Raw genomic sequence first — 14,615 nt, 5'->3', positions numbered from 1 at the left:
TCGCCGCAGGCAGACCTGGCTGCGCGCGCACGGCAGCCGACACCCTCGGATTATGTCGCAATGTCGGCCGACACATCCGTCATTGCCACGCTCGAACCATCGAAAGGCAAGTCGGTGACCACAACCGCAACGCAACCGCACGGAAGTCGCGGCACCGGCCGCAACGCCCGCTATGCCCTGTTGCTGATCTCTCTCATCTGGCCCGCCCAACTGCTCTCGGTCATCGGACTACTCGCCGGGAACGCCCAAGCGCAGATAGCCATCCATTTCCAGACAACACAAATCGCGTGGTTCAGCCTGAGCGCGGCCTTGGTCGGTACATTCCTGATGCCGTTCGTCGTCAAGGCGGCCGACCTGTTCGGCAAGCGCAGAGTGATGATCATTGTGACGGCCACCGGGCTGGTGGGCGATCTTCTGGCCGCGCTGGCCCCGAACTATGCACTCCTGTTGACCGGAAAAGCCCTGAGCGGAATCTACCTGAGCATGGGAGCGCTGGTCTTCGCCATCGCACGCGATGTCTTCCCACGTGGCCTGGTCGGCCCCGCCAGCGGCATGATCGGCGGCGCGGTCGGGCTCGTGGCACTCGGTGGTCCGTTCCTGTCGGGCTGGCTGCTCGACCACCATGGCTTCCGCGGCGTGCTGTGGTTCCTGGTCGCGGCAACGGCCGTCAGCCTGCTGATGCTCGCGTTGTTCGTGCCGGAAAGCCCAGTGCGCAATCCGAACCGAACCTTCGACTGGTCGGGCGGCCTACTGCTCGGAGGCGGGCTGACCGCCGTTCTCTATGGAGTCGGAAAAGGGTCCTCCTGGGGCTGGACCGACCCGGCGACGCTGGCGTTCCTCTTCGGTGGTGTGCTGGCTTTGGTGGCCTTCCTCATCGTGGAAGTGACCGTATCCGAACCGATGTTCCAGCCGTCCCTATTACGGCGGCGCGAGGTATGGTCGGTTATCGCCGTCACTGCGCTGCTCTCGGGCACCGTACTCACCGCGGGAACCATTACACAGCTGCTCGCCCTGATGCCGCCCATACCCACTGCCTCCGACGGTCTCGGCTACACCGCCACGAGAATGGCCGTCATCGGGGCGCCGGCCAGCGTGATCATTCTCGTCGCCGCCGCGCTAACCGGGTTTCTCGCACGTCGGATCGACACCCGACTCCTCCTGGCAGTGGCCGCGTCCGCGACCGTCGCAGGCTACCTGTTGATGGCGCAGTATCACTACACGCCGAGCCAATTGGCAGTAACCGGCACAGTCGTCGCGGTCGGTATCGGTATCGCCGCGGCCCTCGCGCCGATCATGATCATCGAAGCGGTACGCCCGCACGAACAGGCCCTGGCAAATGGTATGCAGGGCATGGTCCAGGGCATCGTGACCGCCGTGGTCACACAGGTCATCTTCCTTGTGATGGCTCGCGGCGGCACGGTGCTGCAGGGCACCCAGTTCTATCGCGACGCGGGCTACCGCAACGCCTTTTACTTTGTAGCCGGACTCGCGGTGGTGGTGTTGATCTCCATAGTGCTGATCCCCCGGATCAAACGTCTGGACGAAGCCGAAGTCGGCGAGGCCGCCATCGCGTAGGGGAACCACCCTGGGCTGTCGCCCGCCGGGCTATGCCGAAATTGGACGACCCGAAACCGGACAGACTGTGGTCGCGTTTCCGGGGAACTGGTCGGGCTGACAAGTGGATTGGACCGTCCGGTGCCGAGGCCGGCAGTCTGATCGGTGGGCTTGCCCGGTCGTTGTGAAGATCCTGTGCCGAGCGCTGAAGCCGATGTCAAAGTTTGGTGGCGGTGTATCCTTGCGCGGCAGCGACTCCGGCCGACAGCAACTCTCCGTCGTGGGTGCTCAGTCCCGCGGCGAGACCGGGCCAGCCCAACAGCGGCCCGGCGCACACCCATCCAGTCCGATGCCCGTTTGGAACAGGTCCTGATCTGCTACTATCTCGTGCTAGTTCACTGGAGCGTGAGCACCCGGACCTTACGAAGGGAATCCCCGTGACCCGTCAACCCACGCCAGAGGACAAGTTCTCGTTCGGCCTGTGGACTGTCGGATGGACCGGAGCCGATCCGTTCGGCACCGCGACCCGGCCGGCGCTCGCACCATGGGATTATGCGCAACGGCTGGCCGAGTTGGGAGCCTGGGGAATCACGTTCCACGACAACGATGTATTCCCCTTCGACGCCGATGACGCCACGAAGGAACGGATCGTGCGACGCCTCCGGCAGGCGACCGATCGCGCGGGCCTGACAATCGAGATGGTCACCACCAACACGTTCAGCCATCCGGTCTTCAAGGAAGGCGTGCTGACCGCAAACGATCGCGCTATTCGCCGATTCGGACTCCGGAAAATTCTTCGTGCTGTGGATCTGGCTGCCCAGGCCGGAGCAAGCACCTTCGTCATGTGGGGTGGCCGCGAAGGCAGCGAGTACGACGGATCGAAAGACCTCTACGCCGCCCTCGAGCGGTATCGAGAGGGCGTGGACACCGTTGCCGCGTATATCAAGGAACAGGCCTACGACCTGAGAATCGCGTTGGAGCCCAAGCCCAACGAGCCACGCGGAGACATCTTGCTACCCACGGTGGGGCACACGCTCGCGTTCATCGCCGAGCTCGAGCACGACGACATCGTCGGCCTGAATCCCGAGACAGGCCACGAACAGATGGCCAACCTCAACTACACACACGCACTCGCGCAGGCGCTGTGGAGTGGAAAACTGTTCCACATCGACCTCAACGGCCAACGCGGCCTCAAATACGACCAAGACCTGGTTTTCGGCCACGGCGACCTGATTTCGGCGTTCTTCACCGTCGACCTGCTCGAGAACGGTTTTCCCGCACATCCCGACGGACCTCGGTACACCGGCCCACGGCATTTCGACTACAAACCCTCCCGCACCGAACACATGACCGGTGTATGGGAATCAGCGAAAGCTTGCATCTCGACGTATTTGACGCTCGCGGAGAAGGCGCGCGACTTCCGCGACGACCCGCGAGTGCAGGAGGCAATGACCTACTCCGGACTCCTCGAACTCGCGCAACCGACACTCGGCAATGACGAGTCGATCACCGAGTTCCTCACGACCGACGAAGATTTCGACCCGAACAAGGCCGCAGAACGCGATTTCGGATTCGTGCGGTTGCAGCAATTGGCCATCGACCACCTGCTCGGCTGATGAACCCCACTCCGATGCTGGTCGCTGGGGTCGACTCCTCCACCCAGTCATGCAAAGTCGTCGTGCGTGAAGCAGAGTCGGGCCTACTGGTGCGCCACGGCAGCGCGCCGCATCCACCCGGCACCGAGATCGACCCCGAACACTGGTGGGGCGCACCTATGCGACAGGTTCGTTGTCCGGGATGACCACGTCCACGATGACACGAACGAATTATGCCCGCGCGGCTGTCGAGGGCTTGGTCTGTCACATGGCCGACGCGGCCGAATCCCTGCGCCGCCGATCGGTGCCCGTCGACCGCGTCGCCCTCATCAGAGGAGGCGCACGATCGGCCGCGGTCCGTGAGATCGCTCCCTCGGTACGCGAGGTGCCCGTCGATGTACCGCCGCCGGGCGAGTACGTGGCCGACGGCGCGGCCCGCCAAGCCGCGTGGACGCTGCTGGGCGGCGCCCGCCCACCGAATTGGGCACTGTCGGAGGTCCAGATTTTCACCACACCGCCGGCACCGGAAGTGCTCCGCCGCTACCGGAGCATTGCCACGCAGTACGCCTCATACAGCCGAGACCGGCAGCCACATCAATCGACAGGTACCGACTCCCCGTTACATCCAGTGAAGGAATTGAGGACCGATGACTGACCACAACAAGCCCGGCGACTACCGCAGCGATGACCTATCCGACCGTGTGAACGACCTCGTCGATCGAATGACGTTGCGCGAGAAGCTGAGTCAACTCGTCGGCTTCTGGCAGACCGTCGGCCCCCCGGTCGCACCCGGGCAGGATCTCCTGCACACCGAGAGGGCGGCTTTCGAAGACTTCGCCCGGCACGGTCTGGGTCAGATCACCCGCCCTTACGGTTCCCGCCCGGTCGAGCCGGATGAAGCTCGTGAGGTGTTGATTGCCCGACAGCGTTGGCTTCGCGAGAATACGCGCTTCGGCATCCCCGCCATCGTCCACGAGGAATGCCTCACCGGCCTGACCGCGTGGAAGGCAACGATGTTCCCGGTACCCCCCGCTTGGGGTGCGTCCTTCGACCCTGACCTGATCGAGGAGATGTCACGCGGCATCGGCAACACCATGGCCACGCTCGGCATACATCAGGGCCTCGCACCCGTTCTCGACGTCATCCGCGACCAGCGCTGGGGACGGGTGGAGGAGTGCATTTCCGAGGATCCCCATGTTGTCGCCACCATCGGTGCGGCCTATATTCGCGGTTTACAGTCCGCCGGCGTGATCGCTACCCTCAAACATTTTGTCGGCTATTCGAACTCGCGCGGTGGACGCAACACCGCACCGGTACACGCTGGGCCGCGCGAGATGGCAGACGTACATCTACCTCCGTTCGAAGTCGCGATCAAGGACGCGTGTGCCAGGTCGGTGATGAATTCCTACGCCGAGATCGACGGGGTCCCTGTCACGGCCGACCCGTTCTACCTGACCGAAATCCTGCGCGAAGATTGGGGTTTCACAGGCACGGTGGTCGCGGACTACTTCAGCGTCGTTTTCCTTCAGGCCTACCACGGCGTCGCCGCGGGCCTGGAGGATGCGGCGGCGCAAGCGCTTGCCGCCGGTATCGACGTCGAATTGCCACAAGGCGTCGCATATCTCGATCCAGTGGTCCGCATGATCGAAAGCGGGGGCCTGGACGAGAAGCTGGTCGACCGTGCTCTTCGCCGCGTGCTGCGGCAAAAGGCGGAATTGGGCATGTTGGACGATGATTACGATCCAGATCCTCGCCGGCCGATCGAAACCGACAACCGCGCCACGCAGACAATCGCGCGGCGCATAGCTGAAGAATCCATTGTTCTGTTGAGCAATGACGGAGTTCTCCCCCTCGATCCCGCCAGTTCGCAGCATATCGCGGTCATCGGACCGAACGCCGATACAACTACAGCCCTCTTCGGCGGGTATACCTTCGCCAATCACCTGCTACAGAAGTATCCCGAGGTTCCGCTGGGCGTAGATGCCAAAACGGTCCTCGAGGCGATAACAAGCGAATTCCCTTGTGCTGTGATCGACTATGCGCACGGTACCGGCGTAAACGACGACGACCGTACCGGCATTGCCGAGGCGGCGGCATTGGCAGCGGATTCAGACCTGACAGTACTCGTCCTCGGCGACAGGGCGGAGATGTTCGGTGGTGGCACCTCGGGCGAGGGTTCCGACTCGATCACCCTCGACCTTCCCGGTGCACAGCAGGAACTCGCCGGTGCGGTCCTAGCGGCGGGCACCCCCACCATCGTTGTATTGATGACCGGACGCGGCTATCAAATCTCGCAGATTCTCGACAACGCCTCCGCCGTTCTGCAAGCATTTTTCCCTGGGCAGGAAGGCGCGGGCGCGATCGCCGGCGTGCTCGGCGGCGCGGTGAACCCGTCGGGCCACCTGCCCATGAGCTTGCCGGGACCGGGCACCGTCCAGCCTTATAGCTACCTCCACCCGATCCTCGGAGGGAAGCCCGCCTACAGTCAGATCAGCTCTGTCGACCCTACCCCCGCCCTGCCATTCGGACACGGGCTCAGCTACACCGAGTTCCAGTACGGACAACTGAAATTCACCAGCAACGAGGTTGACACGACACAGCCGATCCGGTGCTCGATCGATCTGACCAACAGCGGCGAGCGCACGGGGGCGGATGTCGTCCAGCTGTACGTCCACGATCCAGTCGCCTCTGTCACCCGGCCGCTCGCCCAGCTTGTGGGTTACGCGCGCGTAGCGCTCGAACCAGGCGAGACGGCGACAGTCGGTTTCGATGTGCCTCCTCGCCAGTTCTCCTTCACCGGTCGGGATGGACGGCGCATCGTCGAACCGGGTGAACTGCGGGTCAGCGTCCGACGATCACTGACCGAAGTGGTCCAGGAGGTATCGGTGACCGTGACCGGCCCAGCACGGGAGGTACCCGGCACCGAACGGCGTCTGACCGACGTCGAAATGGTCGCGGCACAATCGACTTCATCCGGGTAGCGCACACGCCTTCTCGGGTTCGGCCCGAACCCGAGAAGGCGTCTTCGCCATCCGTCAAGCGTACGCCGCGGCACCTTCGACGTGGAACGATCCGAGGCCGGGTACTTCCGCAATCTGGAGCGGCGCATCGCGCAGCTCGGTGAACTGGGCATACAGGCGGACCTGATCCTGTTTCACGCATATGACCGGTGGGGTTTCGCTGACCTGGGACCATCGATCGATGAGTGCTACCTCCGCCATGTCGTGAGACCAACACCATATGCACTTGCGACACACAGGGAATCGCGGCAAGCGCCGCAGCCTTCAGGCTCATTTCGGCGGCGCCGCCGTCGATTGAAACAGCGCCAGGCCAACAGAGTTCCCGCGAGCAAGGCTATCCCGCCCGCTTGATCACCGACCGGCTGAATCCATCCCCGGCGTCCGCACGTACCTCGTCTGCGCTCTCGAAGCCAGTATTGCGTACTACAAACAGTTCGGTTTCCGGCGCGCCGAGCTATTTTCGCTACCGATCGGTCAGAGACCTACCGTATGGCCGATGACCATCAACTGCCCGGGAGACACAACAGGTTCAGACGGTGAGTCGGCCTGCCCGAGCAGTCGACGACGGGACTGTTCAGCGCAACGTTCCCACAGGGACACATTCCCCATTGTCGGTGAGTGCCTCGATGATCCGGCCCGTGGTCGCGACGCGTCCGAGTAGTTCGAAGGTAGCGAGCGTAGCATCGTGCGCCTCGTCGGTGGCGGCGGCACACGCGTCGGAGGCGATCACAACCTGATAGCCGAGATCGGTCGCGCTGCGGGCGGTGCCTTCGACGGTGACGTTGGTGGCGACGCCGGTGAAGACGAGGGTGTCGACCCCTGCGCGGCGGAGGATCGAGTCCAAGGGCGTTGTGGCGAAGGCCGAGGTCCCGGGATGGCTGACGATGGGTTCGTCGGTCAGTGGGGTCAGCTCTGGGATGATCTGTGCGCCGGGTGAGCCTTCGACGAGGGCGCCCAGATCCACGATGGCGTGGTTGAGGCCGGTGTTGAGGATCAGTTCGGGGTAACCGGGGGCGAAGGCAGCGCGGGCGAAAACTACGGGCGCCGAGGCCGCGCGGAAGTTGTCGAGCAGCCTGCGGGTGGTGGCGACGACGTCGTGGCGTTGCACGGACTCGGCGAAGAAAGGCGCGAAGGCGCCGGTGGCTGTGACGATATCGTGCTGCCAGTGAACGTTGACCATGGCCGTGCGGGACGGAGCGAGGGTCAGGTGTGATTCGGTCATGGTCGTCACCGCTGCGCCGGGGTGATGAGGAAATTGCTGAATCCGCCGTTGCGAGCGGCGACGCCGCCGATGGCTTCGTTGACCTTCGTCAGGGGGTAGGTGATGTGTTCGAAGATCGAGAGATCGAGCAGTCCCGCGTCGGCCATCGCGGCCATGGCTTGGCCTTCGCCGGCGGAGAACCAGCAGGAGCCCAGTAGTTGTAGTTGCTGGTCCATGATGTGGTGGACGTCTATCGGTACCTCGCCGGCGGTGGCGCCGATGTTGACGGCGCGGCCGCCGCGGCGCAGCGACTTCAGCCCCTGCTGGAACGGCTCGTGCGGTGCACCGGGGCCCAGCGCGTCGATGTGGACGTCGACTCCACCGCCGAGGGTTCGGTGCACCCAGGAATCGATGGCGCCGTCGAGAGTGGAGAAGGTCCGGATGCGTCCGGGCGACAGCGCCTCGACTCGGGCAAGTAGGTCTCGGTCACGGCCGGTGCCCAGGACCGTGGTCGCGCCCATCGCCAAGGACAGCAGCGCAACGCCCAGTCCGAGTGTGCCGCTGATGCCGTTGATCAGGACGGTGGTGTCGGTGCCGACCCGGGCTTTGCGCAGTGCGGCGTATCCGGTTCCCAGATAACCGAATCGGGCCGCTTGTTCGAACGAGATGCTGTCGGGCAGTTTCACCAAGGAGTACTGGGGGGCAATCATGTATTCGGCGAGACCGCCGTAGGGGTAGCGGTCGAGCAGGCGCGGAGCAGTGGCGGTGAAGCCGAAGTAGCCGGAGAACGCGTAGCTGGTGCAGTCGTTGTGTTCGCCGCGGCGGCACGACAGGCAGTCACCGCAGTAACGTCCGGGGTTGACGTACACGCGGTCGCCGGGGGCGAACCCGTGCACATCCGATCCGACCGAGTCGACGACACCTGCGGGGTCGAGTCCGAAGATCGCCGGCAGCGCGGGCAGCGGATTCTGCGGGAACCAGGTGGTCCAGTTCTGCAGAATGTTGGCCAGGTTGGGCACGATGTTGCAGGCGCGGACCGAGACCCGTACGTCGTGGGGACCGGGCTCGGGCACAGGCACCTCGTCGAGACTCATCGGTTCCCCGACGTGATGCATCCGCGCGGCCAGCATGGTTCCTGCCATGGTGTTTACTCCTTGGAATACGTGAGCCGGCGTCGCTGCCGACTTGATCTATGTAAGTCTCTCTGATGTGATCGCAACCACAGGTTTTCAATCCAGTGGGAAACTGAGTTGTGACGGGCTGTGAAGGAGGAGAATGTCGGGCCGCAACACAGTGCCGGGGCGGTCGGTGACCAGCAAGATGTTCGCCATCCTGGAGGTTTTCACCGGCGAACGGACCGAATGGTCGCTGTCGGAGATCGCCCGCGCCAGCGGGCTCCCGACCAGTACGGTGCACCGGCTCACTCAGGAGTTGGTCGATTGGGGCGGCCTCGAGCGGACCGGTCGGGGCAACTACTGCGTGGGTGTGCGGCTGTGGGAGGTCGCTGCTCGCAGTACCCGTACCTACGGAATGCGGGAAACGGCGTTGCCGTTTCTTCAGGGACTATGGGAGATGACCCACGCTCACGTCCTGCTCGCAGTGCTCGATGGTAGCCAGGCGATTCTGGTCGAGAAGATCAGTGGAACGCGAGATGTTCCGCCCGTAGGCCGGGCCGGTGGACGCTTGCCGTTGCATGCCAGCGCGGTGGGCAAGGTTCTCCTCGCGTATTCGGGGCCGGACCTGGAGCGGGAGATCCTCAGCAAGCCGCTCAAGGCTTACACCGCCGAGACGATCACCGACCCGAACGATTTGCGGTACGAAATCGCGCGAGTGCGCCGCAGCGGTAGCGCGACCTCAGTCGACGAGCTGACTCCGGGATCGGCATCGTGCGCTGCCATCGTCACGGGCCCACCGGAGGTCGGGCCGGCGGCGGTATCGATTCTGGGCACCCCGGGCACCCGGGATCTACGCGAAATGACGCTCTTGGTTCAGTCGGCAGCTCGGGGGCTGACGTATGCCTTGAACAACACCGCACCGGCGAACCCGATTACTCCGCGACTGCCCAGGCCATGGGCCGACAGTTGAGTCCCTGCGCGTTCAGGACCCGGCTTGGCAAGGTTTCAGAATGCCCCGGCAGGTAGTTCACGAAGGCCGCCGGTGGTGTTCTGCATCGCTTGGAAGGTGGTCGGCAGGCCGATGAGCACTGTCCGGGCGAACCAGGTGCCCGCTTCGACCTTGCCTTGGTAGAACGGGCGATCGTCGTCTTCGACGTCGCCGAGCCTGCGGTGAGCGATCTGCGCACTGCGCAGCAGCAGCCAGCCACACAGCAGGTCGCCCAGCGCGAGCAGAAGGCGGGTGGTGTCCTGTGCCGCGAGTTCGCGTTCGGTGTCGTCGCGGTCGTCACCCCAGCGGGTGGTGAGCAGTGCGACCATGCCGCGCACCGATTCGATGGCGGCGAAGAGAATGGCTCGTTCGTGAATGAAGCGAGTATCGGCTGCGTTGGTGGTCTCGACCATCTCCCCGAGTATGCGTTCCAGGGTGGCACCGTTGTCGCGCAGGATCTTCCGGGAGAACAGGTCCAGGCCTTGGATTCCGGTCGTGCCTTCGTAGAGGGAGTCGACCTTGGTATCGCGAACGTATTGTTCGAGCGGATAGTCCGTGAGGAATCCTGAACCACCGAACACCTGCAAGCACTCCTGCCCGAGGACCCGCCAAGCCGTCTCGGCGCAGTAACCCTTGATCACCGGAAGCAGGAGTTGGTGGCATGCGTCGGCGTCGCGATCCACTTCGCCGGCCGCGCGCGCGCCCTCCACCCGGTCCTGCTGAGAGCCGGTGTAGAGGATCAGCGCTCGCATACCTTCGGCGTATGCCTTCTGGGTGATCAGGGACCGGCGTACATCGGGGTGTTCGATGATGGGCACGGGGGCGTCTGTGTTGCCGACGAGGCGGCGTCCTTGTACCCGGGTGGTGGCGTATTCGCGGGCGTTGAGATAGCCGGTCGACAGCGCGGCGGCCGATTTGACGCCGACCAGCATGCGCAGATGCTTGATCAGCTCGAACATCTGCCGAAGCCCGGCATGCGTGTCACCGAGCAACCACCCGGCCGCCGGTGCGTCGGCACCGAACTCGATCTCACACGTCGGGCTGCCGTTGAGGCCCATCTTGTGTTCCAACCCGGTGACCACGGCACCGTTGCGGTCACCGAGTTCTCCGGTGGCCGGGTCGAAATGAAACTTCGGGACCACGAACAGAGACAGTCCGCGGGTGCCGGGCCCACCAGCCCCTTCGACGCCAACCGGCCGCGCCAGCACCAGGTGGATGATGTTGTCGGTCAGGTCGTGATCGCCGTAGGTGATGAATCGTTTTGTGCCTTCGATATGCCAGCTCCCGTCCGGCTGCGGTACGGCGCAGGTGCGCCCGGCACCGACGTCGGAGCCCGCGTCGGGTTCGGTGAGCATCATGGTGACCATCCAGCGCCGTTCGAGGATCAGCTCGGCGAGCCGCCGCTGGGATTTGTTGCCCTGCTGCCACAGCAACCGGACGACCTGAGGAATGACGTTGAGGCCCTGCGGGATTGCCGGATTAGCGCCGAGCATCAGCTCCGTCACACACCACCGCAGAGTAGGCGGAGCGTTCTGTCCGCTGATCTCCGCGGGCAAATCCAGATCGAGCCAGCCGGAGTCGAGATACTCGGCGGCCGCGGCGCGGTAGGCCGACGGCAATCGCACGCTGTGGGTTGCCGGTTCGAATGCGACCGGGTCCCGGTCGGTATCGGAGAAGGACTGGGCGAGCCGGTCGGTGGCATAACGTGCCGCTTCGGTGAGAACCGCCGTGGCCGCGGAAGGGTCGACGTCGGTGAAGGGTGCGTGGCCGTAGCGGGACCGGCCATCGAGCAGATCGAACAGCACGAACTGCATATCCCGGATATTGCTGTGGTAGTGACTCATCGGCCTTCTCTTTCGTCCACCGAGCCGGACGAGCGCTCGGGCTTTGCGAGACTTGTGCAGGGAGGAGCGGGCCGGCGCCGCCGGCGTCAGCGAGGGGTGTCGATCGCCGTGGGGGCAGCCCTGTCCGGCGCCAAGCGGATATCGAAGCGCACCCGCGTCCAGGGAACTCCGGCCACATCGCGTCCATCCGGAGTCGGGGTGCCTGCGGGCACGGACTCGAAATCCGTGACCAGTGAGTCCCGTACACCGAAGACCGTGTCCGAGTCGAGGAGCGCGTCGGTGCGGTCGAAGATGTGCGTGACGAGGGTGCGGTAGCCGTCGGCGCTGACCATGAAGTGCAGGTGGCCGGCTCGCATCGGGGAACGCCCCGTCGCTTCGAGCATCCGTCCCACGGGGCCGTCGTGGGGAATCGGGTACGGGGTGGGCCGCAGCCCCCAGAACGCGTACCGGCCTTCGGCGTCGGTGTGCAGATGCGCGCGGGCGGTGACCCGGCCGTCGTCGTACTGGACATCGTAGAACCCGTCCTCGTCGGCCTCCCATACCTCGATGCGGGCACCGGCGACGGGATTACCCTCGGTGTCGGTCACCGTGCCCTCCGCCCAGCATGGTTCTCCTGGAGCGCCGGCGGAGATATCGCCGCCGATGGGTATCCCGGGCGCGTTCTCGACGAAGAAAGGCCCGAATACGGTGGCTTCGGTGGCGTCGCCGTATGCCTCGTTGTTGACTGTCACGGTCTGCATCGAGGCGCCGAGGACATCGGACAGAAGGATGAATTCCTGGCGTTTGTCGTCGGTGATGTGCCCGGCCGCGGTGAGGAACTCGATCGCGGTCTGCCACTCCTGTTCGCTGAGGCGAACCTCGCGGATGAAGGCGTGCATGTGGTGTACCAGCGACTGCATGACCAGCCGCAGACGCGGGTCGGTGCACGAGTCGAAGCTCGCCACCACCCGGTCGGTGAGCTCTTGTTCCCGCCGGGTCTGCTCGGCGCCGGAATCGGTCGTCATGGCTTCACCTCCGAGGTCGGTGTGTCGCCTGCCCAGGCGGCACGCAGCAACTGCGCGAGATCGGCGGCGCCGACGTCACGTGGCGTGTTCTCGGGTACGACGGGAAGGATCAGCTGCGCGGCCTCGTCGATCACGGTTTCGTCGAACCCGTAGTCCGCGAGAGCGATCGGAGCATCGAGCGCTTCTCGCAACCGGTTCAACCCGGCGACGGCGTCGCTGCTGCCGAATGCGGCGGCTATTCGTTTTGTCGCGGCCGGGGCCGCGGGTGCCAGGTATGCCAGCACATGGGGCAGAATCACCGCGTGAGTCTGCGCGTGTGGCAGGTTGTAGGCGCCGCCGAGCACGTGGCAGATCTTGTGGTGCAGACCGGAGCCGGCAGAAGAGAACGCCACCGCCGACAGGTACGCCCCGTACAGTGTCTGTTCACGTCCCGCGCGATCGTGTGGATCCGTTTTCACTGCCGGGAGCCCGGCACTCAGCGCCCTGATGCCTTCGATGGCCATGGCCTGATCGATCGGGTCGGTGCGTGGTGCCCACATGGAATCGACACAGTGGGCCAGGGCGTTGAGGCCGGATGCCACCGATAGTTCCACCGGTAATGTGTAGGTCAGCGCCACATCGTAGATCACGGTCGTGGGCAGGACTCGATCGTCGACGCCGGTGGTTTTGCGAGCGTTCTCCGTGAGGCCCCAGACGTTCGTGGCTTCGGAGCCCGCGTAGGTGGTGGGAATCGCCACGATCGGGATACCGGTGCTCAGCGCGACTGCCTTGGCCAGTCCCGTCGCCGACCCGCCACCGATACTGACCAAGAGGTCGATTCCGTGCTCGACGGCGAAGCCCTGGGCGTGTTCGGCTGTCTCCCGCGGAACGTGTGGGGCGACGCGGTCGTAGATCAGTGCCTGTGGCAGGCGAGCAGCCAGTTGTGTTGCCCGCGCGCGACCGGAGGCCTCGGCGATGAGCATGATCGCCTGGGCGTCGAGCCTGTTCACTTCGGCGAGGAGGTGGTCGGCTAGCTGTCCCTCGCCGAAGAGCACGCGTTGGCCGAGGGTGCGGTGGGTGAACGTCAGCATTGTGCCAGTGCCTCCCGGGCTGCGGCTTCGGCGTCGTATCCGTAGATCCATCCGCTGCGGGCGAGGGCATCTCCCGCACCGAGTTCGGCATCTCGCTGCTGCTGATCGGGACCGTCGGACAGATGGTTGATGTCTTTGCGTTCGTGGCTGAGTTGTTGCAGTCGGCCCGCCCGGGGAATCCTCAGCTGTTCATAGATCGAGAGGGCTTTTTCAGGGTTGTCCGGTTCGCCGGCCAGGCACTGAGCGAGCGCGGCGGCATCCTCGATGGCCTGCACTGCGCCCTGGGCGAAGAAGGGAAACATGGGGTGGGCGGCGTCGCCGAGCAAGGCCACTCGACCGCTGGTCCACCGCGACAGAGGGGCTCGATCGAGGAGGGCCCAGCGGCCGGGAGTACCCGCGTTCTCGATCAGTTTCTGAAGGCGCGGGTCCCAGCCGTCGAACTCGGCCAGCAATTCCTCGACGGTGCCCTGGCTGCTCCAGGACTCGTCGGTGAAGTCCCCGGCGGGCGCGAACGCCACAATGTTGATCTTGCGTCCCGCCGAGACCGGGTAGTGAACCAGGTGATGATCGGGCCCGATCCACAAGGTCTGCACGGGGCGGCGGCTGAACTCGGGGGCGGCTTCGGCCGGAACAAGGGCTCGGAAGGCGCACATACCGGAGTAGGTCGCGGGAGCGGGTGTGGTGATGTGCCCGCGGATCTGCGAGTGCACCCCATCGGCACCGATCACCACATCGGCCTCGACGGAGGTGCCGTCATCGAAATGGACCCCGACCTTGTCGGGGTGCGCATCGATTCCGGTGCACCGCTTGCCCAGGTGCAGCAGTTCCGGCGGTACCGCAGCGCGGATGGCTTCGAGCAAGTCGGCACGATGGCTGACATACGCGTTTTCACCGTAGAGATCGGCACAGCGCCCACTCATCTGCTCGGCCGACAGCACCGAACCGTCCTGCCAGCGCCGGAACTCCCAGGCGACTTCGAGTTCGACGGCGGAGTCGAGGAATCGGTCGAGATGACCCAGCCGGCGCAGCAGCCGCACCGCGTTCGGGGAAACGACCAAGCCGGCTCCCACCTCACCGAGCTGCTGTGCCTGCTCGTACACGGCGACATCAATTCCGGCTCGGTGCAAGAATGCGGCAGCCGCCAGGCCGCCGATGCCGCCGCCCACGATGACGACGCGTAGTGCGCCGCCGGTTCCTGTATCCGTTGTGGAAATGCTCATCGGG

The 14,615-nt window shown here is 64.8% G+C and carries 12 protein-coding genes; 5 read left to right on the top strand and 7 right to left on the bottom strand.

The window, feature by feature from the left end:
• Window positions 1–60: 60 nt before the first annotated feature.
• From QH276_RS16285 to QH276_RS16270, 4 genes are all read left to right on the top strand, one after another.
• A complete protein-coding gene (locus QH276_RS16285) occupies window positions 61–1,575 on the top strand; it encodes an MFS transporter (protein ID WP_280399774.1) in 1,515 nt (504 codons plus the stop codon).
• A 416-nt stretch (window positions 1,576–1,991) separates the two neighbouring features.
• Entirely contained in the window at window positions 1,992–3,170 is a 1,179-nt protein-coding gene (gene xylA / locus QH276_RS16280; RefSeq protein WP_280399773.1) for a xylose isomerase, read from the top strand.
• A 196-nt stretch (window positions 3,171–3,366) separates the two neighbouring features.
• Window positions 3,367–3,804 (top strand): FGGY-family carbohydrate kinase, encoded by a 438-nt coding sequence (locus QH276_RS16275; RefSeq protein ID WP_432278660.1) that lies wholly within the window; start codon window positions 3,367–3,369, stop codon window positions 3,802–3,804.
• Window positions 3,797–6,130 carry a glycoside hydrolase family 3 protein gene (locus tag QH276_RS16270; RefSeq protein ID WP_280399771.1) on the top strand — a complete coding sequence of 778 codons (2,334 nt, stop codon included), beginning with the start codon at window positions 3,797–3,799 and terminating at the stop codon, window positions 6,128–6,130. The genes QH276_RS16275 and QH276_RS16270 overlap by 8 nt, the downstream gene beginning before the upstream one ends.
• Before the next feature lie 54 nt (window positions 6,131–6,184).
• Here QH276_RS16270 and QH276_RS16265 read toward each other — a convergent pair whose 3' ends face one another.
• The 3 genes from QH276_RS16265 to QH276_RS16255 form a co-directional block, all read right to left on the bottom strand.
• Complete coding sequence (locus tag QH276_RS16265) at window positions 6,185–6,370, bottom strand: hypothetical protein (RefSeq protein ID WP_280399770.1); 186 nt, start codon at window positions 6,368–6,370, stop codon at window positions 6,185–6,187.
• A gap of 373 nt (window positions 6,371–6,743) precedes the next feature.
• Window positions 6,744–7,391, bottom strand: coding sequence for a cysteine hydrolase family protein (locus QH276_RS16260; RefSeq protein ID WP_280399769.1), 648 nt, complete (start codon window positions 7,389–7,391; stop codon window positions 6,744–6,746).
• Between the two features lie 5 nt (window positions 7,392–7,396).
• Entirely contained in the window at window positions 7,397–8,512 is a 1,116-nt protein-coding gene (locus tag QH276_RS16255) for an alcohol dehydrogenase catalytic domain-containing protein (RefSeq protein WP_280399768.1), read from the bottom strand.
• A gap of 133 nt (window positions 8,513–8,645) precedes the next feature.
• Here QH276_RS16255 and QH276_RS16250 point away from each other — a divergent pair, with 133 nt between their 5' ends.
• Complete coding sequence (locus QH276_RS16250; protein WP_280399767.1) at window positions 8,646–9,455, top strand: IclR family transcriptional regulator; 810 nt, start codon at window positions 8,646–8,648, stop codon at window positions 9,453–9,455.
• 35 nt (window positions 9,456–9,490) lie between these two features.
• Here QH276_RS16250 and QH276_RS16245 read toward each other — a convergent pair whose 3' ends face one another.
• The 4 genes from QH276_RS16245 to QH276_RS16230 all read right to left on the bottom strand — a co-directional run bounded on the left by QH276_RS16245 (window position 9,491) and on the right by QH276_RS16230 (window position 14,611).
• Complete coding sequence (locus tag QH276_RS16245; protein WP_280399766.1) at window positions 9,491–11,317, bottom strand: acyl-CoA dehydrogenase; 1,827 nt, start codon at window positions 11,315–11,317, stop codon at window positions 9,491–9,493.
• A gap of 86 nt (window positions 11,318–11,403) precedes the next feature.
• The gene (locus QH276_RS16240) at window positions 11,404–12,321 is read right to left on the bottom strand and encodes an intradiol ring-cleavage dioxygenase (RefSeq protein WP_280399765.1); all 918 of its coding nucleotides are present in this window, start codon (window positions 12,319–12,321) and stop codon (window positions 11,404–11,406) included.
• The gene (locus QH276_RS16235) at window positions 12,318–13,391 is read right to left on the bottom strand and encodes a maleylacetate reductase (RefSeq protein WP_280399764.1); all 1,074 of its coding nucleotides are present in this window, start codon (window positions 13,389–13,391) and stop codon (window positions 12,318–12,320) included. Before QH276_RS16235 ends, QH276_RS16240 begins: the two co-directional genes overlap by 4 nt.
• Window positions 13,385–14,611 (bottom strand): FAD-dependent monooxygenase, encoded by a 1,227-nt coding sequence (locus QH276_RS16230; protein ID WP_280399763.1) that lies wholly within the window; start codon window positions 14,609–14,611, stop codon window positions 13,385–13,387. Before QH276_RS16230 ends, QH276_RS16235 begins: the two co-directional genes overlap by 7 nt.
• Window positions 14,612–14,615 lie beyond the last annotated feature (4 nt).

The sequence above is a fragment of the Nocardia carnea genome (genome assembly GCF_029869215.1).
In the GTDB taxonomy this organism is placed as follows: domain Bacteria; phylum Actinomycetota; class Actinomycetes; order Mycobacteriales; family Mycobacteriaceae; genus Nocardia; species Nocardia carnea_B.
The sequence above is the reverse complement of the archived record's forward strand: the minus strand, read 5'-3'. Positions and strand labels throughout refer to the sequence as shown.

Bases quoted from the DNA above. Each gene is read 5' to 3' on its own strand.
- QH276_RS16285 (WP_280399774.1), top strand. From the start codon at position 61: ATGTCGGCCGACACATCCGTCATTGCCACGCTCGAACCATCGAAAGGC.
- QH276_RS16275 (WP_432278660.1), top strand. From the start codon at position 3,367: ATGACACGAACGAATTATGCCCGCGCGGCTGTCGAGGGCTTGGTCTGT.
- QH276_RS16270 (WP_280399771.1), top strand. From the start codon at position 3,797: ATGACTGACCACAACAAGCCCGGCGACTACCGCAGCGATGACCTATCC.
- QH276_RS16265 (WP_280399770.1), bottom strand. From the start codon at position 6,370: ATGGCGGAGGTAGCACTCATCGATCGATGGTCCCAGGTCAGCGAAACC.
- QH276_RS16260 (WP_280399769.1), bottom strand. From the start codon at position 7,391: ATGACCGAATCACACCTGACCCTCGCTCCGTCCCGCACGGCCATGGTC.
- QH276_RS16255 (WP_280399768.1), bottom strand. From the start codon at position 8,512: ATGGCAGGAACCATGCTGGCCGCGCGGATGCATCACGTCGGGGAACCG.
- QH276_RS16250 (WP_280399767.1), top strand. From the start codon at position 8,646: ATGTCGGGCCGCAACACAGTGCCGGGGCGGTCGGTGACCAGCAAGATG.
- QH276_RS16245 (WP_280399766.1), bottom strand. From the start codon at position 11,317: ATGAGTCACTACCACAGCAATATCCGGGATATGCAGTTCGTGCTGTTC.
- QH276_RS16240 (WP_280399765.1), bottom strand. From the start codon at position 12,321: ATGACGACCGATTCCGGCGCCGAGCAGACCCGGCGGGAACAAGAGCTC.
- QH276_RS16235 (WP_280399764.1), bottom strand. From the start codon at position 13,391: ATGCTGACGTTCACCCACCGCACCCTCGGCCAACGCGTGCTCTTCGGC.
- QH276_RS16230 (WP_280399763.1), bottom strand. From the start codon at position 14,611: ATGAGCATTTCCACAACGGATACAGGAACCGGCGGCGCACTACGCGTC.